This is a genomic window from Amorphoplanes friuliensis DSM 7358 (genome assembly GCF_000494755.1).
GTDB lineage: Bacteria > Actinomycetota > Actinomycetes > Mycobacteriales > Micromonosporaceae > Actinoplanes > Actinoplanes friuliensis.
On record NC_022657.1, the window covers coordinates 2510825 to 2534658 of the forward strand.

23 protein-coding genes are annotated in these 23834 nt (G+C 70.7%); 8 read left to right on the top strand and 15 right to left on the bottom strand.

Going from position 1 to position 23834, the window contains the following annotated elements; translation table 11 throughout:
• The first annotated feature begins 30 nt into the window (after window positions 1-30).
• Window positions 31-606: a VanZ family protein gene (locus AFR_RS11710; RefSeq protein ID WP_041840800.1), complete on the top strand. Its 576-nt coding sequence runs from the start codon at window positions 31-33 to the stop codon at window positions 604-606.
• On the opposite strand, the gene AFR_RS11715 is transcribed toward AFR_RS11710, so the two are convergent.
• Window positions 507-1661: a glycosyltransferase gene (locus AFR_RS11715; protein ID WP_084298364.1), complete on the bottom strand. Its 1155-nt coding sequence runs from the start codon at window positions 1659-1661 to the stop codon at window positions 507-509. The two genes, AFR_RS11710 and AFR_RS11715, sit on opposite strands and share 100 nt — an antisense overlap.
• 345 nt (window positions 1662-2006) lie before the next feature.
• On the opposite strand from AFR_RS11715, the gene AFR_RS11720 reads away from it, so the two are divergent.
• The 4 genes from AFR_RS11720 to AFR_RS11735 are packed head-to-tail and all read left to right on the top strand — an operon-like array spanning window position 2007 to window position 7128.
• Window positions 2007-4013 carry a polysaccharide biosynthesis protein gene (locus AFR_RS11720; protein ID WP_023360630.1) on the top strand — a complete coding sequence of 669 codons (2007 nt, stop codon included), beginning with the start codon at window positions 2007-2009 and terminating at the stop codon, window positions 4011-4013.
• Between the two features lie 29 nt (window positions 4014-4042).
• A complete protein-coding gene (locus tag AFR_RS11725; RefSeq protein ID WP_023360632.1) occupies window positions 4043-5299 on the top strand; it encodes a nucleotide sugar dehydrogenase in 1257 nt (418 codons plus the stop codon).
• A gap of 16 nt (window positions 5300-5315) precedes the next feature.
• Complete coding sequence (locus AFR_RS11730) at window positions 5316-5960, top strand: sugar transferase (RefSeq protein WP_023360634.1); 645 nt, start codon at window positions 5316-5318, stop codon at window positions 5958-5960.
• A complete protein-coding gene (locus tag AFR_RS11735) occupies window positions 5950-7128 on the top strand; it encodes a hypothetical protein (protein ID WP_023360636.1) in 1179 nt (392 codons plus the stop codon). The genes AFR_RS11730 and AFR_RS11735 overlap by 11 nt, the downstream gene beginning before the upstream one ends.
• Here AFR_RS11735 and AFR_RS11740 read toward each other — a convergent pair.
• The 4 genes from AFR_RS11740 to AFR_RS11755 form a co-directional block, all read right to left on the bottom strand.
• Entirely contained in the window at window positions 7080-7490 is a 411-nt protein-coding gene (locus AFR_RS11740; RefSeq protein WP_023360638.1) for a YciI family protein, read from the bottom strand. The two genes, AFR_RS11735 and AFR_RS11740, sit on opposite strands and share 49 nt — an antisense overlap.
• A gap of 90 nt (window positions 7491-7580) precedes the next feature.
• A complete protein-coding gene (locus tag AFR_RS11745; protein WP_023360640.1) occupies window positions 7581-8522 on the bottom strand; it encodes an SDR family oxidoreductase in 942 nt (313 codons plus the stop codon).
• 32 nt (window positions 8523-8554) lie between these two features.
• A complete protein-coding gene (locus AFR_RS11750; RefSeq protein ID WP_023360642.1) occupies window positions 8555-9172 on the bottom strand; it encodes an NADPH-dependent F420 reductase in 618 nt (205 codons plus the stop codon).
• Between the two features lie 38 nt (window positions 9173-9210).
• Window positions 9211-9945: an SDR family NAD(P)-dependent oxidoreductase gene (locus AFR_RS11755; RefSeq protein WP_023360644.1), complete on the bottom strand. Its 735-nt coding sequence runs from the start codon at window positions 9943-9945 to the stop codon at window positions 9211-9213.
• A gap of 127 nt (window positions 9946-10072) precedes the next feature.
• On the opposite strand from AFR_RS11755, the gene AFR_RS11760 reads away from it, so the two are divergent.
• Together AFR_RS11760 and AFR_RS11765 are read left to right on the top strand one after the other, a co-directional pair.
• Window positions 10073-10975, top strand: a complete 903-nt coding sequence (locus AFR_RS11760) for a LysR family transcriptional regulator (RefSeq protein ID WP_023360646.1) — start codon at window positions 10073-10075, stop codon at window positions 10973-10975.
• An 80-nt stretch (window positions 10976-11055) separates the two neighbouring features.
• A complete protein-coding gene (locus AFR_RS11765) occupies window positions 11056-11460 on the top strand; it encodes a hypothetical protein (protein ID WP_023360648.1) in 405 nt (134 codons plus the stop codon).
• A gap of 43 nt (window positions 11461-11503) precedes the next feature.
• On the opposite strand, the gene AFR_RS11770 is transcribed toward AFR_RS11765, so the two are convergent.
• The gene (locus AFR_RS11770; RefSeq protein WP_023360650.1) at window positions 11504-12328 is read right to left on the bottom strand and encodes an alpha/beta fold hydrolase; all 825 of its coding nucleotides are present in this window, start codon (window positions 12326-12328) and stop codon (window positions 11504-11506) included.
• Between the two features lie 130 nt (window positions 12329-12458).
• Here AFR_RS11770 and AFR_RS11775 point away from each other — a divergent pair, with 130 nt between their 5' ends.
• Window positions 12459-12965: a GNAT family N-acetyltransferase gene (locus AFR_RS11775; RefSeq protein ID WP_052359367.1), complete on the top strand. Its 507-nt coding sequence runs from the start codon at window positions 12459-12461 to the stop codon at window positions 12963-12965.
• Here AFR_RS11775 and AFR_RS11780 read toward each other — a convergent pair.
• The 9 genes from AFR_RS11780 to AFR_RS11820 are packed head-to-tail and all read right to left on the bottom strand — an operon-like array spanning window position 12952 to window position 23715.
• The gene (locus AFR_RS11780) at window positions 12952-14193 is read right to left on the bottom strand and encodes an FAD-dependent monooxygenase (RefSeq protein ID WP_023360654.1); all 1242 of its coding nucleotides are present in this window, start codon (window positions 14191-14193) and stop codon (window positions 12952-12954) included. The two genes, AFR_RS11775 and AFR_RS11780, sit on opposite strands and share 14 nt — an antisense overlap.
• A gap of 9 nt (window positions 14194-14202) precedes the next feature.
• Complete coding sequence (locus tag AFR_RS11785; protein ID WP_023360656.1) at window positions 14203-15234, bottom strand: GNAT family N-acetyltransferase; 1032 nt, start codon at window positions 15232-15234, stop codon at window positions 14203-14205.
• A 25-nt stretch (window positions 15235-15259) separates the two neighbouring features.
• Window positions 15260-16423 carry a hypothetical protein gene (locus AFR_RS11790; RefSeq protein ID WP_023360658.1) on the bottom strand — a complete coding sequence of 388 codons (1164 nt, stop codon included), beginning with the start codon at window positions 16421-16423 and terminating at the stop codon, window positions 15260-15262.
• A complete protein-coding gene (locus AFR_RS11795) occupies window positions 16420-17658 on the bottom strand; it encodes an O-antigen ligase family protein (RefSeq protein ID WP_023360660.1) in 1239 nt (412 codons plus the stop codon). Before AFR_RS11795 ends, AFR_RS11790 begins: the two co-directional genes overlap by 4 nt.
• On the bottom strand, window positions 17655-18947 hold the full coding sequence (locus AFR_RS11800; RefSeq protein WP_023360662.1) for a lipopolysaccharide biosynthesis protein: 1293 nt from the start codon (window positions 18945-18947) through the stop codon (window positions 17655-17657). Before AFR_RS11800 ends, AFR_RS11795 begins: the two co-directional genes overlap by 4 nt.
• Window positions 18940-20541 (bottom strand): tyrosine-protein kinase domain-containing protein, encoded by a 1602-nt coding sequence (locus AFR_RS11805; RefSeq protein WP_023360663.1) that lies wholly within the window; start codon window positions 20539-20541, stop codon window positions 18940-18942. Before AFR_RS11805 ends, AFR_RS11800 begins: the two co-directional genes overlap by 8 nt.
• An 18-nt stretch (window positions 20542-20559) precedes the next feature.
• Window positions 20560-21822, bottom strand: coding sequence for a glycosyltransferase family 4 protein (locus tag AFR_RS11810; protein ID WP_023360665.1), 1263 nt, complete (start codon window positions 21820-21822; stop codon window positions 20560-20562).
• Between the two features lie 5 nt (window positions 21823-21827).
• Window positions 21828-22955 carry a DegT/DnrJ/EryC1/StrS family aminotransferase gene (locus AFR_RS11815; protein WP_023360666.1) on the bottom strand — a complete coding sequence of 376 codons (1128 nt, stop codon included), beginning with the start codon at window positions 22953-22955 and terminating at the stop codon, window positions 21828-21830.
• Window positions 22948-23715 (bottom strand): polysaccharide deacetylase family protein, encoded by a 768-nt coding sequence (locus AFR_RS11820; protein WP_041840801.1) that lies wholly within the window; start codon window positions 23713-23715, stop codon window positions 22948-22950. The genes AFR_RS11815 and AFR_RS11820 overlap by 8 nt, the downstream gene beginning before the upstream one ends.
• Window positions 23716-23834: the final 119 nt, after the last annotated feature.

Sequence of the window (23834 nt, forward strand, 5' to 3'; positions counted from 1 at the left end):
ACCGGCTCCCACCTCGTACTGTTGGTCCGGATGCCACCTGATGAGCTTGTCGTGCCGGCGCTGCCGATCCTGGTCCCGCTGGGTGTCCTGCTCATGATCGTGTCGTGGGCCGGGCTGCGCCGTCACGATCTGCTCAGCGCGCCCCGGCTGGCGACGGCGTGGCTCGCGGGCTGGTATCTGGTCGCCGTGCTCGGCGCGACCATGCTGCCGCTGCACCTGTCCTGGGGCCCGTACGCCGGTGAGCCCGCGTACTACCGGATCATCCTGGTCCCGCTGACCACCATGCGGGTCGACGACTTCGTGCTCAACACCGTCATGACGTTGCCGCTGGCGGCGGTGCTGCGTCTGGTGTTCGGCGTGCACGACAAGGTCCGGGTCGTGCCGATCGCCTTGGCGCTCAGCGCGTCCATCGAGATCACCCAGGCGATCATCGTGCTCACCGTGCACGGCAACCGGTGGGCGGACGTCAACGACCTGATCTCCAACACGCTGGGCGCGTACCTGGGTTATCTGGCTCTGAAGCGTCTGCTGCGTTTCGAGGTGGTCCGGCGCGTGGCCGAGCGCTGCGCCCTGGTGCCGGGTCGCTCGCCGGCGATCCGCTCGTAGAGACCGCCGACCGTGGCGGCCACGTGCGCGGCGTCGTAGCGGCTGCCCGCCGAGCGCGCCGGCAGCCGGGCGCCGCGGCGTTCGGCGAAGCTCAGCAACTCGGTCCGCAGTTTGCGCGGCAGCGACTCCGGGTCGTGCGGGGTGAGACGTTCGGTGCCGTCGACCGCCGTCCGGGCCGCAGCCAGTTCCTCCAGTGGGCGGCAGACCGCGTAGAGCGCGGGCAGTCCGCAGGCCAGTGCCTCGAGCACCACCAGCCCGAAGGTGTCCTCGTCCGAGGGTGAGGCGAACACGTCCATCGCGCACAGCATCTCGCGGGCGTGGGTGACCGCCCCGGCGAACCGCACCCGGTCGGCGACACCCTCGATGACGGCGAGGCGTTCCAGGGACGCCCGCGCCGGGCCGTCACCGACCAGCAGCAGCACCGCGTCCGGCACCTCACCCACGGCCCGGATCAGCCGGTCGAACCGCTTGCCGGGTTCGAGCCGGCCCAGAGCGCCGATCACCGGGACGTCGGCGGCGATGCCCAGCCGTTCGCGGGCCGCGGCGCGCAGCTGCGGGTCGTAACGGAACTCGGCCGCGTCGACCCCCTTGGCGATAACGGCGATCCGCTCCGGCGGCACGCCCCAGGCGCGCAGCCGCCCGGCGATCGCGGGGGACACCGCGATCGTGATGCGCCCCAGGCGTTCGGAGGCCAGATAGAGGGCCCGTGGCCCGGTCCCGTGCACGTGGTACTCGGTGGCGACCACATGCCGCACGCCGGCCAGCCAGGCCGCGAACCGGCCCTGGACGCAGGCGCGGTAGAGGTGGGTGTGCACCACGTCGAAGCGGCCGAGCCGGATGAGGCGGCGCAGCCGGATGACCGTCGGCAGGTCGCGGTCGCCGGTGGAGGAGAACTCGTGCACGGTGGTGCCGCCGGCGCGCAACTGTTCACCGGCCGGTCCGGTCTGCGACAGCGTGGCTATTTCGCAGTGGTGGTCGAGGCCGCGCACGAGCAATCGCAGTTGCTGCTGTGCGCCGCCTTCGCTCAACGTGGTGATGATGTGCAGCACCCGCATCATTTGTCTCCTGTTTGACACTTGCGATAAAGACGCTGCCAGAGCGGGCGTGCTCAAAGACAGTTGCAAATGTCATGCCGAACGTGAAGCGGTCCTATTGCCCCGAAAGGGGCGTCGCCGACGGCAAAAGTGCTCGTCAGACTGCTGAAACAGCGAACATGAAAGACGCTCATGTAGGGCATGACAATTACTACTGTGGCCCCGCGGCCAGCAATGACAAGCTCTGTTCGCAAGCGCTGAAAAGCGATGCACGACGAGCGGCCCCGGCATTTACCGACCCGGTGATGCATTTGCGTGGCGCTCGATTTCCCTAGCCGCAGGCACGTTCGTACGGGGAGGATATTCATGCAGGTTCGGCGAGCGACGCCCCGCGGCGCCGCGGACGCCCCGCCCCCCGGGGAGTGGTCGACCAAGAGCTCCAGAACACCACCGTGGCTGCTCGCGGCCCTGCCGGGCCGGGCCGCCCGGGCCGGCGCCGACGCGCTGGCGCTGGCCGCGGCGCTGCTGATCGCCACCCTGCTGCGTCACGACGGGCACGTCTCGGAGGTCGACGTCTCGGGCCTGCTGGTGCTGGCCTCGCTGGCCGCGGTCGTGCACACCGTCGCGGGCCTGCGCTTCGGGCTCTACACCGGCCGCTGGTCCTACGGCTGCTTCGAGGAGATCGCCGCGCTGGTGCGCACCGCGGCGCTGACCACCCCGGTGGTGTTCATCCTCGACACGCTCGTGGGCCGGCTCGTGCCGCGCTCGGCCATCATCGGGGCCGGCCTGATCGCGCTGGTCCTGGCCTCCGGGATCCGCTACTTCGTCCGGCTGCTGCAGAACCAGCGCCTGCGGCCCTCGGCCGAGCACGGCACCCGGGTCGTCGTGATCGGCGCCGGTGAGGGCTCGGCGCAGGTCATCCGGGCGATGCTGCGCAGCCCGTTCAGCCCCTACATCCCGGTCGCACTGCTCGACGACGACCCGGCCAAGCGCTCGCTGCGGCTGATGGGTGTGCCCGTGGCCGGCAACCGGCACGCCATGGCCGAGGTCGTGCGGCGCTTCCGGGCCGACGCGGTGCTCATCGCGATCCCCAGCGCGAGCGTCGACCTGGTCCGCGAGCTCACCGAGCTGGCCCAGCCGCTCAACGTCGACCTGAAGGTCGTGCCGCCGGTCGTCGAGCTCTTCGGGCGTACGGTCAGCGTCGAGGACATCCGCCCGATCAGCCACGCCGACCTGCTCGGCCGGCGCGAGGTCGGCATCGACCTGGCCGCGGTGGCCGGGTACCTCGAGGGCCGCCGGGTGCTGGTCACCGGGGCCGGCGGTTCGATCGGCTCGGAACTGTGCCGCCAGGTCGCCCGCTTCCACCCCGCCGCCCTGGTCATGCTGGACCGCGACGAGTCCGGGCTGCACGCCGTGCAGCTGTCGCTGGACGGCCGCGCCATGCTCGACGACCGCAACCTCGTGGTCGCCGACATCCGTGACCAGCAGCGCCTCGACGAGGTGTTCGCCGAGCACCGCCCGCAGGTGGTTTTCCACGCCGCGGCCCTCAAACACCTGCCGCTGCTGGAGATGCACCCCTCCGAGGCGCTCAAGACCAACGTCATCGGGACGTACCAGATCCTGCAGACCGCGCTGCGCCACGGCGTCGACCGGCTGGTCAACATCTCCACCGACAAGGCCGCCGAGCCGACCAGCGTCCTGGGCTACTCCAAGCGCATCACCGAGCGGCTCACTGCGGCCGCCGACGAGGCCACCGCCGGCACCTTCTGCAGCGTGCGCTTCGGCAACGTGCTGGGCAGCCGCGGCTCGGTGCTGACCGCGTTCACCGCGCAGGTCGAGTCGGGCGGGCCGATCACCGTCACCGACCCCGAGGTCACGCGGTTCTTCATGACCGTGCAGGAGGCGGTGCGCCTGGTCATCCAGGCCGGCGCCCTCGACAGCTCCCGCGAGGTGCTGGTCCTGGACATGGGCGAGCCCGTGCGCATCGCCGATGTCGCCCGGCGCCTGGCCGGCAACACCGACCGCCACATCCAGATCGTCTACACCGGGCTGCGGCCGGGCGAGAAGCTCGCGGAGATCCTGCTCGGCCCGGACGAGCCCGACCACCGGCCCAACCACCCGCTGATCTCGCAGGCACCGGTCCCGCCGCTCGACGGCGCCGTGCTGTCGCTGCTGGACCCCACCGTCCCGCGCACCGACCTGATCGCCGTGCTGCGCTGGCTCGCCGAGAGCCCGGCCCTGTCGGCCGCCCGCGACACCAGCGCACCGGCCGCGGTCTCGCGCGCCGGCCGCAACCGCGCCAACGGGCGCAACAGGACCGCACCACCACCACGCCAGCCCGAATTCACCGTACGCCCGGGACGGCAGCCGTGAGCACACCAGCACAGGAGGGGAACACGCCCATGCGCGTCGTCATCGCCGGTCAGGGATACGTGGGGCTGCCCTTGGCCGTCCGCGCCGCCCAGGTGGGCCATCAGGTTGTCGGCTTCGACGTCGACGACGAACGGATCAAGCGTCTGGCCGCCGGTGAGTCCTACGTGGACGACATCGCTTCCGAGCAGCTGCAGGAGATTCTCGACAGCGGCGCCTTCCACCCGTCGTCGGACCCGCGCTCGCTGGCCGGCTTCGACGTCGCGGTCATCGCGGTGCCGACCCCGCTGCGCGAGGGCACGCCCGACCTCAACTACATCGAGGAATCGGCCCGCACCCTGGCCCGTTACCTGCGGCCCGGTGCCACGGTCGCGCTGGAATCCACCACCTATCCCGGTACGACCGCAGATCTGGTCGCGCCGCTGCTGGAGGAGGGCTCCGGGCTGATCGCCGGGGTCGACTTCTTCCTCGGCTACAGCCCCGAGCGCATCGACCCGGGCAACAAGGTCTGGGACCTCGTCACCACACCGAAGGTCGTCTCCGGCATCAACGAGGCGTCCCTGCAACGGGTGCAGGCGTTCTACTCCTCGGTGGTCGAGCACACCGTGCCGGTCTCCGACTGCAAGGTCGCCGAGCTGGCCAAGCTGCTCGAGAACACCTTCCGCCACGTCAACATCGCGCTGGTCAACGAGCTGGCCGTCTTCGCCCACGACCTCGGCATCGACGTCTGGGAGGCCATCGACGCGGCGTCGTCCAAGCCGTTCGGCTACATGCGCTTCGTGCCCGGCCCCGGCGTCGGCGGGCACTGCCTGCCGATCGACCCGTCGTACCTGTCCTGGCGGGTGCAGCGCACGCTCGGGCAGAGCTTCCGGTTCGTCGAGCTGGCCAACGACATCAACAACCACATGCCCGACTACGTCGTACGGCGGCTGGTGGGGGCGCTCAACGAGCAGCGCAAGGCGGTCAACGGCTCGACCGTGCTGCTGCTCGGGCTGGCGTACAAGAAGAACACCGGTGACGCCCGGGAGTCGCCGGCGCGCCGGGTCGCCTCGCTGCTGCTGGACATGGGCGCCGAGGTCCGCGCGGCCGACCCGCACGTCATCGAGGACGCCCACGTCGACCAGCGCGTCCAGCGGGTCGCGCTCACCGAGGACCAGTTGGCCGCGGCCGACGCCGTGGTGCTGCTGGCCGATCACGACGCCTTCGACCTCGACTTCGTCACCCGGCACGCGCGCTTCGTGCTGGACACCCGTCACCGCCTGACCGGACCCACCGTCGAGTCGCTCTAGGAAGAGGGAGTGCGCCGTGGAACCCGTACGCCTGCTCTGGAACGTCCTCAACCGCCTGGCCGCCGCCGTCGCACTGATCCTGCTGTCCCCGGTGATCCTGGTCGTCGCGGCCTGGATCCGGATCGCCGACGGCAAGGGCATCCTGTTCGTCCAGGACCGCGCCGGCCGCGGCGGGGTGCCGTTCAGGATGCTCAAGTTCCGCACGATGGTGCACGACTCCGTGGCGCTCAGCGCGACGCTCGGCATCAGTGACCCGTTCGGCCTGGTCGAGAACGACCCGAGGATCACCCGCTGCGGCCGGTTCCTGCGCCGCACCAGCCTCGACGAGCTGCCGCAGCTGCTCAACGTGCTCAGCGGCCGGATGCTGCTGGTCGGCCCGCGCCCCGACGTGCTGCCGCAGGTCGCGAACTACTCGGCCGCCGACGCCCGGCGCCTGGAGGTCAAGCCGGGCATCACCGGCTGGGCCCAGATCAACGGGCGCGACGACATCGACTGGCCGGCCCGTTTTGCCCTCGACCGCTGGTACGTCGACCACTGGTCACCGGCGCTGGACCTGCGCATCATCTGGCGCACGGTGGCCACCCTGCACCGCGACGAGGCGCCGGTGCACGTCGACGAGCTCAACATCCAGCGTGCTCAGGACATCAGCCGTGCCGCCTGAGGCGCACCGCGAGATCGGCTCGGAGTTCGCCTGGGACCCCGCCGCCCTGCTTGGCGCCGAGCAGGGCGGCGGCCTGCCGTCGTGGTTGCCCGCCGGCCACCGGCTCTTCGCCACCGGCTGCGGAGCACTGACCGCACTGCTGCGCTCGCTGCAGCCGCAGAGCCGCCTGCACGTCCCGTCGTACTTCTGCGTGGGTGTCGCCGAGGCACTCTCGGCCGACGTGACGATCGCCTGGTACCGCCACCTGCCCGACAGCGCGGGACCGTCGTTCGAGACGCTGCGCGCCGAACCCGGCGACATGGTGCTCGCGCAGAACCTGTTCGGCCGCGAGGACCGTGGCCCCTGGGACACCTGGCGCAGCGCCCACCCCGGCGTCACGGTGATCGAGGACCACTCCCACGACCCGTTCAGCGGATGGGCGCAGTCGAGCACCGCGGCGTACGCGGTCGCCTCGCTGCGCAAGACGCTCCCGGTCCCCGACGGCGGCCTGATGTGGTCGCCCGCCGGCCTGGACCTGCCCCGGCCCGACGGCCCGGAAAGCCCGGGCGCGCACCTCAAACTCACCGCGATGCTGCTCAAGTCGGCCTGGCTCGACGGCCGGCCCATCGCCAAGGACGACTTCCGCACCCTGTACGCCCACGGCGAGCACACCCTGCTCGGCAGCACCGCGCCGGCCAGCACCCTGACCACGGCGATGCTGCCGCTGCTCGACGTCGAGGGCCTGCGGGCGGCCGGACGCTACAACGCCCAGGCGCTGGCCGCGGCCCTGCCGCCGTCGACGCCGGGCTGGCGGGCGCTGACCGGGGGACCGGTGGATGCCGCACCGTTCCGGATCCAGCTGGTCTGCCCGTCGCCGCCGGTCCGCGACTCGCTGCTGCGCCACCTGGCGTCGCACGGCATCTACGCGCCGGTCCACTGGCGTCAGAACCGCGCCGGGGTGTGGAGCGGCGACGAGCAGGCCGCCGACCTGGCCGACCGGATGCTCACCGTCCCGGTCGACCACCGCTGCCGCCGCGACGACATCCACCGCATCGCCGGCATCCTCACCGCCTTCTCGGCGGAGCCGGCCCTCACCGTTTCCGCCGCGGAGCCGGCCCGGACCGCTTTCCCCGTGCTGGATCAGGCCGGGTTGTCGCTCGCGGCGCGGTCCTCGGTGGCCGGTTCGTAGGCCGGCGGCGCCTCGTCGCTGCCGGCCACCCGGCGGATCTCGAACTTCGAACCGGTGACCGCCGGGAACCGCGTGGCCCAGTCGACGGCCTCCTGCCTCGAGGCGACCTCGAGCAGGAAGTACCCGCCGAACAGTTCCCTGGTGCTGCCGTACGGTCCGTCGGTGACCACCGGGGATTCACCGCTGAAGTCGACCACCACACCGCGGGCCGGCTCGTCGAGCCCTTCGGCCGCGAGCAGCACACCGGCTTTGATCATCTCCTCGATGAACTGCCCGGTCGCCGCCATCGCCTCGTCGATCGAGGCCATCATGGCCGCGTTCGACGCGTCGGTACCCCGCATGATCAGCATGTACTTCGACAACTCGGTCTCCTCGTGCGCCGGGCCTCGCTCGGGCCCTGTCCTGCACGCGTCGAACGAGCGCCGCGCGGATCGACACGGCCCGGGCTGTTTTCAGCCGGCGGGGAAGTAGTGCCCGTTGTCGAGGTCGGCGAGCAGTCCGGGCTGAGCGGGTTCCCAGCCCAGCGTCCGGCGGGTGATGAGGTTGGACGCCGGGAGATCGAGCGTGACCAGGTTGGCGAGGAAACCGAAGTAGCCCGGCAGCATCAGCACGTCGGCGGGAATGCTCACGGCGGGCAGCCCCAGCCGGCTGCCGATGGCCTCGGCGATCGCGCGTACCGTGATGCCCTCGTCCTCGATCGCGTGCCAGTACCGGCCGGCCGGTCCCTGTTCCAGCGCCAGCCGGAACAGCGACGCGACATCGCGGATGTGCACGGCCTGCCACAGGTTCTGCCCGTCGCCGGGGTAACCGACGACGCCCTTCTCCTGGGCCAGCGCGATCAGCAGCGGGAGGAAGCCCGCACTGTCGGTCGTGCTGTGCGCGATGGGGGGAATGCGCACGATCGAGGACCGCACTCCCTGCTCGGCGAGGCCGACCACGGTGGTCTCCACGATGTTGCGCACCCGCAGGGTGCCGCGGAACTCGTCGCCGCCGGGCAGGGCCGGGTCCTGCTCGGTGGCCGGCCGGCCCAGGTTCTCCCATCCGGGCGAGCCGATGCTGCCCGCCGCGACCAGCGGTTTTCCCGTACCCGCGAGCGCCTCGCCGAGCGCCAGCACGATCGCGAGCTCGGCGGCGGTCACGGCGTCGATCCCGCCGGACATCATCAGCTCACGCCGCCATCCGACGTGGATGACGCCGTCGGACTCCGCGGCCGCCTGCCGCAGCCCGCCGAGGTCTTCCAGATCGCCGCGGCGCACCTTCGCGCCGAGAGCCGACAGGGCCGCCGCGGCCGTGTCCGACCGGGCCAGGCTGGTGACCTCGTGCCCGGCGGCAACGAGCTCGGGGATGATGGCCGAACCGGCATGGCCGGTCCCACCAGTGACAAACACGCGCATGCGACTGTCCTTGTGTGTCGTGGGAGAGAACGTCAGAGGACTGCGGCGCCCAGGGCGGTTTCGAAGCCGGCGCCGTTGCGGGACACGCCCACCAGCAGCAGACCGGCCCATTCCAGGGCGTGGGCCATCCCGAGATCTCCGGCGTCGAGGGCCCGCATGTCCAGGCTCTCCAGGAACGCCGCCACACGGGCCTTGGCCTCGGTGCTGTCGGCGGCGAAGAACGCATCCATGGGCTTGTCCTGGGCCAGGACACCGCCGTAGATCGTGTTGAACGCCTTCACGACGTGGGCGCCCTCGGGGGCCTTGGCCGCGATCTGCTGGGCCACCGAGTTGCCCGGGGAGGTGGCCAGTCCGTCACCGTTGGCGTTGAACGGGTTGGTGATGTCGACGACGATCTTGCCGGCCAGTGCGTCGCCGTAGTGCGCGACCACGTCGACCGCGCCGGCGTACAGGACAGCCAGGACGACGATGTCACCCGCCGGCCGGGATCCGTACGCGCCGACTGTGGCGCCGTTGCCGATCCCGTCGGCGAGTGCCTGAGCCTTGGCGGTGGTGCGGCTCATGAACTCGACGGTGTGGCCGTGCTTGACCGCGCGGGTGCCGATGGCCGTGGCCATGTTGCCCGAGCCAATGATGCTGATGCTGGTCATGATGTGTCTCCTGCTGTGGATGGATCGGATGGTCGTGGTCAGATCACGGTGGAGCCGCCGTCGGCGACCAGTTCCATGCCGTTGACGTAGCTGGAGTCGTCCGAGGCCAGGAACAGCGCGACGGACGCGATCTCCTCGGGGCGGCCCATCTCACGCCGCGGGATGACGGACTCGAACTGCGCCTTCATCTGCGCGTCCATCACTTCCCGCATCAGCGGTGTGGCGACCTGGCCGGGGGTCAGTACGTTCACCCGGATCTTGCGGTCCCGGAGCTCCGACACCCAGACCCGTGCGTAGGCGGGCAGGACGGCTTTGCTGGCGGCGTACGCACTCCAGCCGGGGTAGCCGCGCAGTGACGCGTTCGACCCGGTCATGAAGATCGAGCCGCCGTCGTTGAACAGTGGCAGCGCCTTCTGGACCGTGAACAGCGTGCCGCGGGCGTTCAGCGAGAAGGCGGCATCGAAGTGCTCCTCGGTGATCTCGCCGAGCCGGCCCTGCGCGCCCACCCCGGCGCTGGCCCACAACACGTCGATCGAGCCCTTTTCCTGCTCGACCGTGGCGAACAAACGGTCCAGGTCGTTGAGGTCGGCCGCATCACCCTGCACGCCGGTCACGTTGTGGCCGATCAGCTTGACGGCTTCGTCGAGCGCGTCCTGGTGCCGGCCCGAAATGAAAACGTGGGCTCCCTCGTCGACGAACAGTTTTGCACCGGCCAGCGCCATTCCACTGGTCGCACCGGTGATTACGGCAACCTTGCCATCGAGCTTTCCCACAATTGCTCCTGTTTCCCCGTATCGAATTTGCTTTCGGTATCGAGCGTGCCATCGGCCCGAACAGGTTGTCCAAGACCTCTTTCGGTCGTTGCGATACCCTTGGGGCATTGCCGGACCGGGAGGCTCCATGGATCTGGACCTGCGCAAGCTGCGCTACTTCGCCGCCGTCGCCGACACGCTGCACTTCGGCCGGGCCGCCGAGGAGCTGCACATCGCTCAGCCGGTGCTCAGCCGGCAGATTCGCGCACTGGAACACGATCTGGGCACCCCGCTGCTGATCAGGGACAGCCACGGCGTGGCGCTGACCGACGCCGGCCGGCAACTGCTCAGTGACGCCGGCCCGCTGCTGGCCTCCGCGCACGCTGTGCGCCGCCGGGTGACCGTGGCCGCGCGGGGCAGCCGCCGGCTGATGGTCGGCTTCCGGGCGGGCATCGCGGTCACCCCGGCGGTACGCCGTTTTGCCACCCGGCACCCGGACGTGCTGGTCGACGTGCAGCGCATCGAGGGTGACGAGCAGGCCGCGCTGCTGCTCGACGGCCGCATCGACGTCGGCTACGTGCGGCTGCCCATCGTCGAGACCGGCCTGCGCGTCACCCCGCTGTACACCGAGCCGCGGGTGGCGGTGCTGCCCTCGGGCCACCGGTTCGCCGGCAAGGAGCAGATCACCGAGGCCGATCTGGCGGGGGAGTCGCTGCTCTGGCCCACCAGTATCCAGCCGACCCGGCGCCCGCACCCCGACGCCGGATACCGGGTGCGCGGGGTGGACGAGACGCTCGAGCACGTCGCGGCCGGCCGGGGCATCTCTTTCCTGGCCCGTTCGGCGACCGTTTTTTATTCGCATCCCGACGTCAGCTTTGTGCCCATTCCGGAATTGGCCCCCGACCAGGTTTGCCTCGCGGTGGCGGCATCGCGCCATTCACCACTGGTCGACGACTTTTTCGCCGCGGCTCAGGCGACAGCCGACATCACGGCCGAATGTGGCAACTACGAAATGTGGCAGTCGGGAAATGACGCCGTTCCCCAGCATTGAGTCTTTTCGCGGGGATAAATCACTCCCGCTGGAGCCGCTCGTAGGCGAGGATGGCGGGATGCTTCCCCGCAGAGAAGGCCATGCCGCGTAAGCCCCCGAAGAGGCTGCGCCGGCCGGACCACGGACCGGCCCCGCAACCGCAGATCGACGGACTGTCCGCCCGCACCCACGCCGCCATCCGCTACGTCGAGGATGTTCATTACTGGCCCGGCGCGGTCGCCCGAGCCCTGGCCGGGTACCAGTACCTGCTGCGTGAACCGGGCCGCTGGCTGCCCGGTGACCCGGTGATCAGCCCGGGCCTGGAACCGGAAGCCGACCGCAGCGCCCTGCAGGACATGATGGCAAAACTGCCCCCGGAGCCCCGCCGCGAGCTCGAACTGCTGCTGGCGCCCCTCGACGACGACTACATGCGCCGTACTCTGCCGGAACCCGGTGAGAACCCGACCCCGGACCAGCGATGGCGGTGGCGCGACCGCGAGGTGTGACGAACGGCCCCTCGCCCACCTCGGGCGAGGGGCCGGGTTCAGCTCAGGACTGCAGCCACGCGAGCAGGTCGGCGTTGATGGTGTCGGCCTGGGTGGTCGGCATGCCGTGCGGGAAGCCCGGGTACGACTTGAGCGTGCTGTTCTGCAGCAGCTGCGCCGACAGCGGACCGGCGTCGGCGTAGGGAACGACCTGGTCGTCCTCGCCGTGCATGACCAGCGCCGGAACGGTGATCTTCTTGAGGTCCTCGGTGAAGTCGGTCTGCGAGAACGCGACCACACCGTCGTAGTGGGCCTTGGCGCCGCCCATCATGCCCTGACGCCACCAGTTGGCGACGATCGCTTCGACCGGCTCGACGCCGGGGCGGTTGAAACCGTAGAACGCGGTCGACGCCAGCTCGCGGTAGAACTCCGAGCGGTGCGTGGCGACCTGGGTCTGGATGTCGTCGAACACCTTCTTGGGCAGTCCGCCCGGGTTCGACTCGGTCTGCACCATGATCGGCGGCACGGCGCTGATCAGCACGGCCCGGGCGACCCGCTCCTGCCCGTGCTTGGCGATGTAGTGCACCACCTCGCCACCACCGGTGGAGTGCCCGACGTGGATGGCGTCGTGCAGGTCGAGGTGCGCGGTCACCGCGGCCAGGTCGTCGGCGTAATGGTCCATGTCGTGGCCGTCGCTGGTCTGCGTCGACCGGCCGTGCCCGCGCCGGTCGTGGGCGATGACGCGGTAGCCGTGCTGCAGGAAGAACATCATCTGGGTGTCCCAGTCGTCGGCCGAGAGTGGCCAGCCGTGGCTGAAGACGATCGGTTGTCCCGATCCCCAGTCCTTGTAGAAGATCTCTGTCCCGTCCGAGGTGGTGACGAAGCCCATCGAGTACCTCCGTGGTGTCGTTGTCTTCCGCAGCTCAACGTACCGGGGCAGCGACCCGGCGTGTATGAGCCAGCACATACCTGCGCTGAACTGCTGAGGAACGCTGTGGCCCGGCGCGTAACATCCCGGCATGGTGGCCTACCTGCGTTACGACTCTGCTTCCACGGCGCAACGTCATTCCGCGTTGGTCCGCTTGTACGCCCTGGTCTACGCGGAGCCGCCGTACCGGGAGGGCCCGGAGCAGGTGAAGCACTTCCGCACCAGGTTCACCGACGATGCGCAGCAACCCGGCTTTTCCCTCGTCACCGCCGAGGACGACGAGCGCCTGGTCGGAGCGGCCTACGGATGGACGATGCCGGCGGGCTCCTGGTGGCCGGGCGCCGACGACACGGACATCGCCGCTGTCGACAAGTTTGCGGTGCTGGAGTGGCTCGTCGATCCGCACTACCGGTCGAAAGGGATCGGTGGCCGGCTGTTCCGGCAGCTGCTGCAGGACCGGCCGGAGCCGCTGGCCACCCTGGCCGCCGACCCCCGGTCTCCCGCCCGGGCGATCTACGCGCGAGCGGGCTGGCGGCAGGCGGGGACCCTCACCCTGGCGTGGGGCACGCCGATGGACCTGCTGGTCATCGAGACGTGACGACCGCCGGGGCGGAGTGGCCGGCCGGCGCGATCGGTGAGGCGAGCGGGCGACGGCGCGCGCGGCTCCAGCGGCGGGCGCTGAGCGTCCAGCGCAGCAGGGTACGCGGGACCGTGCTCTGCGTGGCCACGTGCAGCAGGTATCTCCACATCGGATATTCGCCACGGCGGTCGGACAGGGCGTAGGAGAATTGCTTGGCCGGCAGGTCGGTGTAGTCGGGCACCCGCTCGAACCATTCGCTGCTGGCCTTCGCGGCGCGTTGCAGCGGGGCCAGGGCGGCCTTGCGTGTGCTCTCGTAACGCTCCAGCGCCACCGCCAGGGCGTCGCCGGAGGAGACCGCGTCGGCCAGGGCCATCGCGTCCTGCATGGCGAGTTTGGTGCCTGAGCCGATGGCGAAGTGGGTGGTGTGCGCGGCGTCGCCCATCAGCACCAGGTTGCCGTGGTCCCAGCGCTGGTTGGTCAGGCGGCGGAAGTTGAGCCAGCCGGTGCCGCCGACCTCGGCGCGGTGGTCGATGAGCTGCTGGCCGTTCAGGTGCGTGGCGAAGATCTGCTCCAGCTTCGCGGTACCCGCGGCGGCGTCGAGGCGGTCGAACTCCAGCCCGGCCCAGGTCTCGGGGGAGCACTCCACGATGAAGGTGCTGCGGTCGGCCGTGAACGGGTACGCGTGGAACCATACCCACCCGGCCGGGGTCTGCTCGAAGCCGAAGGTGAACGTCTTGAACACGTGCGGCGTACCGAGCCAGATGTACTTGTTGCGCCCGGTCTCGATGTCGGCGCCGAAGTGCTCGGTGAACTGTTCACGCAGGCGGCTGCGGGCGCCGTCGCACGCGACCACCAGGTCGGCCTCCGGCAGGTCGGACAGGTCGGTCAGCTCGTCGCGGTAGTGGATCTCGACGCCGAGTTCGGCCGCGCGCTGCGCCAGGATGTCCAGCAGGATCTTGCGGCCGAGGCTGAAGCCGTACCCGGCCAGGTGGGTGGTCGCCTTGCCGGTGGCGCGCACCTCGTACTCGTCCCACTTGGCGGCGGCTTCCCAGATGCGGCTCGCGCTGACCGGGTCGTGGCGGAACAGGTCGTCGAGCAGGTCGTCCCAGAAGACGACTCCCCAGCCGTACGTGACGCCGGCCGGGTTGCGTTCGACGACGACAACCTCGTGCGCGGGGTCGGCCAGTTTGACCAGGACCGCGAAGTACAGACCGGCGGGTCCGCCGCCGACACAGTTGATCCGCATGCGGGACTCCTAACGGTAGGACGGGAAGGTGCCGGAGAGGTCGTCCGGATCGGCGCCGGGTTTGAGCTGGGTGACGAGCGCGCGGTAGGCCTCGGGGTCGGTCACCACGCGCCAGGTGTGGAACGCGTGCCGGCTGGGGGAGAAGCCCGCCTTGTAGGAGAACAGCGAGTCGTTGCTGCCGCCCTTGCCGCCGCCGAGGTGGAAGACGGTGTCGCCGCGCGCCTTGCACCAGCGGCGTACCTCGTCGTAGAGCATCTCGTCGGCGTAGCGCTTGGGGGCGCGGCGGGTGGAGGAGACGTAGCCGGTGGCGATGCCGTCGTGCTCGAAGAACGTGTTGCCCCCGACGACCTCGTCACCTTCGAGCGCGACGGCCAGATGCATGCGGTCGCCGACCGCGTCGTGCATGGCCTCGAGGTGCTCGCGGGTGAAGAAGTAGTACGAGGTGGCACCGACCCGGCGCATGTTGTCGTGGTAGACCTCGACCCATTCGCCGAGGCGGTCCCAGTCGTCGAAGACGACCCGGGTGCCGGCGCGCCGGGCGCGGTTGATGTGGTTGCGATGGTCGCTGCGCGTCTGGCTCCACATCTCGTCGAGGCTGACGGTCAGGTCCATCGACACCGTCTCCCCGTGCGCGACGAGCGTCCCGACGGTGCCCAGCGTGTCCAGTGGTGTGTGCAGCAGCGGGTGCAGCCGGACGAAGACCGACACGATCCCCTCGCCGCGCAGCGTCTCGGTCAGCGCGGCGCAGGCCCGCTGCCAGAAGGCGGTGTCGGCGGGTGCGTCGCTGACCGGGCCCGGATATCCGTACGGCGAGAGTGCGTCACGCAACGGCGTACCGGGGATGTCACGCACGATCAGCGGCATGAGCAGCCGCTTGCCGTCCTCCTCGTAGTAGTACGCGGTCGGGGTGCCGCCGTAGAGCAGTGCGTCGAGGACGACGTACTCGCTCTCGTGGTACATGTCGTGGGAGGCCTGCTGGAGAGCTTCCTTCCACTCCCGGGCCGCCGGATCGAGCAGTGCAGCGCGCGGTGCTGCCGTCATGGTGATGCCTCTCCTCCCGCCGGGCCTACGACCGCAGGACCCGGGCGTTGAGCGCCATGTTCGCGGCGAACTGATCGTTGACCACCTGGTGGTCCTCGAGCCGGCGTTGCACCGCCGGGTCGGACCGTCCCAGCTTGACGAAGCCGTCGGAGAACCAGCCGTTGTCGCTGCCGGTGCCGTCCACGAAGTTGCGATAGGTCGTGCCACCGGGCCAGATCACCCGGGTCAGCAGGGCCGAGAAACCGGCCAGGTCGGCGGCGGTCCACTGCCGGCCGCGGTCACGGGCCTCCACCACGTACGCCATGACGCCGTTGCCGTGGCTCACGTCCTGCCCCGGGCGCCGCGCCGAACCCCAGACGTCGCTCCAGAAGTACGCGGTCGGCTCGGCCGGGTTGCGCCGCATCTGCGCGCGCAGGCTGGAGCCGACACCGGGCACGTGCAGATCGACGTTGTCGACGACCTGCTGATACCGCGTGCGGCGCCCGTCGTCGGTGGTGACCTGGGCGAGGTTCATCGCGATCAGCGCCCAGTGCGCGGCCATGTGCGTACGCTCGCGGTAGATGTTCTCGCCGGGACTGCGCGAGTACCACTTCTCGAAGATGTCGACCTCGGCGAAACGCAGCAGCCGCTCGTAGCGCTGGCGATAGGCCGCGTCGGCGAGCACCGCGGGCGCGTCGTGCATGGCAACCAGCAGCGCGGTCCCGTAACGCCAGAAGTAGCTCTCGTAGAGCGGGACCTCGTCACCGCCCTGACCCGAGGCCGACGACGCCCAGCCGCGGTACTTGTCCTTGTATCCGCTGCTGCGCAGGGTGGAGGACACGACGGCCGAGGCGACCACGTTCTCGACGAACTCCAGCGCCCGGTCGAGATAGCGGCGCTGGTCGGTCGCCCGGAACATCGCCACACACGAGTCGACCGAGTACGACAGGTCGTAGTGGTCCCAGCTGTCCTTGGAGCGGCTCATCGGCAGGCTGTTCTCGTACTGGTAGTCCCAGCTGTCCATGAACACGGCGGTCCAGTGGCTGACCGGCTTGAGGTCGATCGTGCCCGCGGCGGCGGTGGGTGCGGCCGGCAGCGGGTTCATCATCGGCAGCACGTCGGTGCTCGGTGAGGCGCTGGCAGCGGTCAGCGAGGCGAGCGCGAGCAGCAGCACACTGCGCCGCCCGATCTTGGCGTCCTTGGCGGTCATCGTGCCACCACCGCCTTCTCCCGGGATTGGGCGTCCGCGAGTTCAGCGGGCGCGGGTACGACCGCGGCTCCGGCGGCCAGGGCGGCGAAGAGCCAGAACAGCCGGGCGTCGTAGTAGTCGCCGGAGAACAGGCTGCTCAGCCCGACAAAAACCGCGGCGGCGACACCGAGGCCGGTCAGCTGCGGGCGTACGCCGCCGCCGCGGACCGTGCGCGCCCACAGCACGACCGCCGTCGTCAGCAGCAGCATGCCCAGGAAACCGCCCTCGGCCGCGACACCCAGGACGTAGTTGTGCGGGTACTCGACGGCCTGGTTGACACCGATGAGGCCGTAGAAACCGTCGAGCCCGGCACCGGCCAGCGGATGCTCGACGGCCAGGCGCCACGCGGCCGCCCAGATGTCGGTGCGGTCGGAGAGGTAGTGCTGTTCGACGGTCTGCTCGACGAAGCGTTCCTGGAACAGGCTGGTGAACGCCGGCGGCGCGAACGCCCACACCACGGCCGTGGCCGCGACCAGCACCCCGAGGGCGGCGACGACAAAGCTCGTCCGCAGCCGCCGCCGGATCTTCCACAGCGCCGCGAGTCCCACGGCCACCCCGGCGAGCAGGCCCGCGCGGGAGCCGGACAGCACGGCGGCCAGCAGGAACAACGGGATCACCAGCAACGGCAGGATGCGCCTGGTGAACAGGTAGAGCGCGATCGCGCTGATGACACCGAGGATCTCGATGCGCACGAAGACGTTGGGGCCACCGCCGAACGCCGAGTAGCGGCCCTGGTCGCCGGGGCCGTTGATGAACAGCGCGGCCAGCGCGAAGACGATCGCCGCGACGAAGAACAGCAGGAACGTCGTGCGCACGACGATGGCCGGATCGCCCACCGTGTAGAAGTAGTAGGCCAGTGTGAGCACGCCCATGAGCACCAGGTCGAGCGTCTGCGGGCCGACCCGCGAAGCCTGCGGGGCCCACAGGCCCGAGGCGATCTGGAAGAGGAAGAACAGCACGGTCGCCACCAGCCAGCCCTCCGGCCGGTAGGCCCCGAGCGTCTTCGGCCGGCGGGCCATGTCCACGGTCAGCAGCACCAGCGCGGCGATCAGGCCGATCACGCGCAGGTCCACCCAGGCCAGATCGACGAAGCCGGCGCGGTCCAGGGTGAACCGGCCGCCGATGGCGACCAGGACCAGCACCAGGCCCGGAGCCAGAAAGACCCTCGGGGTACGCCACCAGCTCGTCAGGCTCATGACACCGTCACCCGGTCCCGGGTGATCCGGCTGGTCACCAGCGCGAAGGCCAGGCAGGCGCCGTATCCCAGCAGCGATCCGTAGGCCGCGCCGAGGATGCCGTGCGCCGGGATCAGCAGCAGGTAGGCCGCGAAGCTGACCACGAAGCCGGTGATCTCGGCGGCCGAGACCAGTGCGCTGTGGCCCTTGGCGATGAGCAGGCCCAGGCTGATCCGCGAGACGGCGTAGAGCCCGGCCGCGGCGACCAGCGGCAGCACGACCACCTTGGCCGGGGCGTACTGCTCGCCGAAGATCGGCACGATCAGCAGGTAGAGGGCGCCGGCCGCGATGGGCGCGACGACCAGCGCGTAGACCGCGGCGGCGACGATGATCGGGCGGGTGTCCAGTCCCTCACCGCGGTGACTCGAGCGCCACTTCCCGAGCCGGGAGTCCGCGTACGCCCGCAGCGGCCACGCCAGCAGCTCGGTCATCGTCGCGACCGCGGCGTACAGGCCCAGCGCGGAGGTCGAGGCCAGCGCGGGCAGGGCGAGGCGGTCGACCCGCAGCATCGCCATGTTCGACAGCGCGGCGGGGAAGAGGGCGAGGCCTTCCTGGCGCACGACGCGGTTCTGGCCGGGCAGCACGGGGGTCTCGTCGCGCACCGGCAGGCGCAGCCAGATGACCACGTAGGCGAAGGTCGGCACCGCGCCGGAGAGCAGGTAGGCCGCGATCCACACGACCGGGTGCGCCACGTCGGCGGTGAACAGCACCACCAGCAGCACGAGCAGCAGCAGCGACTCGACCACACGGGCGTAGAGGAACTCCGCGACCCGGCCGACCGCGATGGCGACCGCGCGGGTGGCCAGGCTCGTCGCCTCGACCAGTGCGTAGGCCACGATCATGGCCACGATGGCCGGTCCGGGATTGAACCGCTGCGGCGCCACCGAGGTGAACACCGCGGCCGCCGCGATGCCGGCCAGAGCGGGGACAACCATCAGCTTCGCGTACGCGCGGACGGCGACCGCCGGCGCGACGTCGTGGTAGCTGGCGACGAAGCTGCGTTCGGTGCCGAGCAGCAGGACCTGGGTGGCCAGGTAGACGACCTGCAGCATCAGGGCGACCTCACCACGGCCGCTGGGATTCAGCGCCCGGACCATCAGGATGTTGGCGGCCAGGGCGACACCACCGGTCAGCAGCTGCGAGGCGAGCAGCTGCACGAACGGCTCGCGGATCTGCCCGCGCAGCCAGCCGGCCGGGTCACCGCGGCGGGTGGGCGCGGGTGCCGGGCGTTCGGCCTGCAGCTCACTCACCGGGCTGCCGCTTGTCGTCGGTGCCGTCGCGCTGCACGGGCAGCTTCGGCGCGGCGGCCGGCTCGGCGACGCGGGCCTGGCCGCGTACCGGCTCGGCGTCCTCGACCGGCTCGTCGTTCTTCTCCGGCGTGCCGACCGTGGCCTTGACGACCTGGGCGCGCCCGCGGATCGGGCCCTCGTAGGGGCGCACGACCATGGTGTCGTCGATGTTCTCCGCCGGGGCGTCGCCGGGGCGGGTGTCGCCGAAGAGCCGCGTGACCAGCTCCTGGTCGTGCGGCTGCGGCAGCTGCTCCCCGCGGTGCCAGGCTCCGCCGGTGGGCAGCTTGCGGGGCAGCGCGTTGAGCACGGCACCGGACAGCCGGGCACCGACCCGTTCGAGCAGGTCGGTCGAGCGCTGCACGTCGGCCGTCCGCGTGTGGTTGGCCCGGACCACCAGCAGGGCGCTGTCGGTGACCTTGCTCAGCACGGCGGCGTCGGCAACACCGTGCAGCGGCGGCGCGTCGACCAGGACGATGTCGAAACGCTCGGTGAGATTGCGCAGGGTGGCGCCCAGCGTGGGCGAGGCCAGGATCTCGCCCGGGTCGGGTGCGTGGTCGCCGGAGGGCAGCACGGTCAGCCGGCCGTCGAGGGAGTCCTGCAGCACGTCGGGCACGCGCGCGGTGCCGGCGAGCACGTCGGCCAGGCCGCGGCTGGTGTCCAGCGACAGGTAGCGCCCGACTCCCGGCGTACGCAAATTCGCGTCCACGAGCACGACCCGGGCGCCGGTCTCGGCCATCGCTATGGCCAGCCCGCAAGCCACCGCGGTGGTGCCCTCCTTCTCGTGCGAGCCGGTGAGCAGCAGCGAGGTTCCCCGCGTACCGGGGCGTTTGAGTCCGGAGATGTCGGGGAGCAGGCTGCGCAACCGCCGGAAGGCCTCAGCGAGCGCCTCGTCGGGGTAACCGTCGCGGCCCGAGCGGCCGCCGATGGAGATGACGCCGACCGAACCGAGACCGAGGCGGCGCAGGTCGTCCTCGTCGTTGACGGTCTTGCGGGTCGCCTCGCGGACCGCGACGGCAACCGCGCCCAGCAGCAGCCCGAGCACCGCCGAGAAGGCGATGTTGCGCAGCAGGTTGCCGGGCTCGCGGACGGTGACGGGGTTCTGCGCGATCGAGACCGAGGGCCGCGGGCCGTCGGTCGCCGCACCCGGCGGGTCCAGCTGCTTGGCCAGGCCGACCAGCGCGGTGGTGGCACTGGTGACGATCTTCTCGCTGCGCTCCTGCGAGGAGTCGCTGGCCGAGACCACCAGCAGGTCGGTGCCTTCCTGCACCTGCGCGGACAGGCTCTGCTGGACCTGCGCGCTGGTCAGGCCGCCGCCGAGCGCCTTGACCACGGTGTCGGCGACCCGCGGCCCGGTGAGCAGCGCGATGTAGGAGTTCAGCCGGCTGGCCTTGGCGTCCGGGTCACCGGTGCCGGTGGTGACGAACAGAACCATCGACGACCGGTACGCGGGTTGCGCGGTCAGCGTCAGGCCCGCGGCGACACCGGCGAGCAGCACCGGCACGACGATCCACACCCACCGGCGCCGGCAGGCCCGCACATACTCACGCAGTTCCACGTCTGGTCTCCTGGATCGTTACGACTGCTCGGACAGGGCCGCGCGGGTCGCGGTCCGGCGGCCCCGGCGCCCGGAGGCGGCGGCGCGGTTCAGCACGGATTCGAAGCGGTCGAAGAGCAGGTCCCGGGAGAACTGCTCGACGGCCAGGGTGTGCGCAGCCGTGCGCGCCTGCTGCAGCCAGGTCTCGTCGCGCAGGTGCCCGGCCAGTTGCGCGGCCGCGGCGTCGGTGTCCTCGGGGTGCAGGACCAGCCCGGCGCCGGTCTCGCGCAGCAGGTCGCTCTGCCAGCCGCCGTAGTTGATGGCGATCGGCCGGGACGCGGCGAGCGCGTCGAAGAACTTGTTGGCGGAGTTCTCCCACAGGGCGCGGATGGGCCGCACGAAGCTGGTCGACATGGTGGCCGCACCGAGGATCACCGGCAGGTCGGCCTTGGGCACCTTCTCCCACATGTGCACGCTGCGGTCGAGCAGGCCGTAACCCGTGGCGAGCCGGCGGGTGTCCTCCCACTCCTTGCCGTGCCCGACGATGAGGAACTGCACCTCCGGGTCGAGCTCACGCATCCGGCGGGCCGCGCGGACCAGGTAGCCGACACCGTTGACGGCGCCGAGCGCTCCGGTGTAGACGACCAGGGGCCGGTCACCCAGCCACCGGTTCTCGGCCCGGAAGCGTTGCACCGCAGCAGGTTCGACGGCGAAGAGGTCGAGGTCGGCGGCGTTCGGGATGACGGTGGTGCGGGTGCCCGGACGCCGGGCGGTGACGCCGGCGGCCATCCCGGGGGAGAGCGCGACGACCTCCTCGGCGTTGCGGTAGGCGAAGTTCGCCAGTGCACCGGCGAGGCGGCGCAGCACCGGGTTGCGCAGCGCGCCCATCTCGATCGGCACCTCGGGCCACAGGTCGCGGACCTCGAAGACGAACGGCACGCGGCGCAGCTTGGCGGCGATGACACCGGGCACCGCGACGGTCAGCGGGGTGCTGGTGGCGAAGACCAGGTCCGCCTTGAGCTTGGCGGCCCGGGCCGTGGCCAGAGCCATGAACTCCCCGAACGCGCGCAGCCGCCGCGTGAAGGACATGTTGTTGGAGTACGGCACGGAGAACCAGTGCACGTTCACGCCGTCGTCGTCGGTACGCCGCCAGCCCAGTGAGCGTTTGCCCGGGGTGATGTCGGTGGTGATGACGTGGACCTCGTGCCCGCGGGCGACCAGCCGGCGGGCCTGCTCGTAGGAGCGGATGCCACCGGTCATCTGCGGATTGCAGTAGTACTGGTGGATGTAGACGATGCGCATCGCGCTCACCGCCCGTCCCGCACGGCGTCCACGACACGCCGGCGGTCCTCGTCGGTCAGGGCCGAACCGCTGGGCAGGCACAGTCCGCGCCGGAACACGTCCGCGCTGACCTCACCGCCGCGCATCACGCAGTCCTGGAAGAGCGGCTGCAGATGCATGGGCTTCCAGGTCGGGCGGGCCTCGATGTTCTGCGCGCCGAGGTGCTCGAGGATGGCGTCGCGGCTGGCCCCGAACTCCTCGGCGTCGACCAGCAGGCAGGTGAGCCACCAGTTCGGGGTGCCGTAGTCGGCGACCGGCATGAAGGTCAGGCCGGGCAGATCGCCCAGCGCGTCACGGTAGAACTCCGCGGTCTGCGTGCGGGCGGCGATCAGCTCGTCGAGCCGCTGCACCTGGCCGCGGCCGACGGCGGCGAGCAGGTTGCTCAGCCGGTAGTTGTAGCCGACCGTGCGGTGCTCGTAGTGCGGGAACGGCTCGCGGGCCTGCGTCGCGAGGTGCCGCGTCTGCGTCGCCACCCGGCCGTCGTCGGTGACCAGCATGCCACCGCCGCCGGTCGTGATGATCTTGTTGCCGTTGAAGGACAGCACCCCGGCCAGCCCGAAGGACCCCGCAGCCCGCCCCCGGTACGTCGCACCGAGCGCTTCCGCGGCGTCCTCGATCAACGCGACGCCGTAGCGGTCACAGGCGTCGAGCAGGGGCCCGTAGTCGGCGCACTGGCCGTACATGTCGACGGTGATCACCGCGCGCGGCAGCTGGCCGCGGGCGGCCCGGCTGCGCAGCTCGTCGGCGACCAGTCCCGGGTCGACGTTCCAGCTCGCGGCTGTGCTGTCGAGAAAGATCGGGCGGGCGCCGAGATACATGACCGCGTTGGCGGTCGCGGCGAAGGTGAACGAGGGCACCAGCACGGTGTCGCCGCGGCGCACGCCGGCCGCGACCAGCGCCAGGTGCAGCGCGGCGGTGCCGCTGCTGAGCGCGATCGCGTGGCGCACGCCGACCAGCTCGGCGACCTGAGCCTCGAACGCGTCCAGGTCCGGCCCGACCGGGGCGACCCAGTTGGAGTCGAACGCCTCCAGCAGCAGCTTGCGTTCCAGGTCGCTGACGTCGGGCGGCGAGAGGTAGATGCGGGTGTCAGTCATGGACGCGCGTCCTCACGGCCCAGAGCGGCCAGGCCGGGTGCAGGCCTTGGCGCTGGATGAACATCGGCGAGTCACCGGGCAGCATCGGCGCCCGCAGGGTGCTGGCGAAGCTGCGGTAACCGGCCTCACGGGCGGCGCTGACCTCACGGTCGCCGTAATCGACCAGACTGCCGTAGGGGGCGGCGAAGTCGCGGACCTCGACACCGAGCTCCTGCTCGAGCCGGTCCTTGGAGAACCGGATCTCGTGCAGCGAGGCGGCATCGTCCTGGTCGGCCAGCCGCTGGTGGGTGACGGTGTGCGAACCGAACTGGAAGCCCTGCGCGAGCAGATCACGCAGGTCCGGCCAGGTGAGGTTGCCCGTCTGCCCGACCAGCCCGGTGGTGACGAAGAAGGTCGCCGGCACCCGCAGCTCGCGCAGCATCGGAGCGACCACGTCACGCCAGCTCAGGTGCGCGTCGTCGAAGGACAGGCAGAACATCGGCCCGCTCAGGTCGCGGCGCCCGGCGAGGACCTCCAGGGCCTCGTCCCAGGTGACCATGGGCCCCAGCCTCTTGAAACTCTGCAGGTGGCGGCGCAGGTCACCGGCGTACTCCGGCAGGACGTCGTGGTAGAAGGGGAAGTACAGCCCCGTACTGGTCGGCAGGCGGCGGAACATCCCCGCCGGCGCCAGCACCCGGCCCTGGATCCGTGGCCGCGCCCGCAGTTGGCTGCGCAGTCCCAGCTCGTTCAGGTGGCGCTTGATCCGGGTCTGTGACTCCACGCCCGGCACCCCTCCCGCTCGTCGGCTTTTCTCGGTCCGTCCACCCTCGCAAAGGTGCGGGGCCCGGCGTCAGTAGCAATTGTCATAAGGAACGTGAGGAAGCTTCACGTCAATTTTCG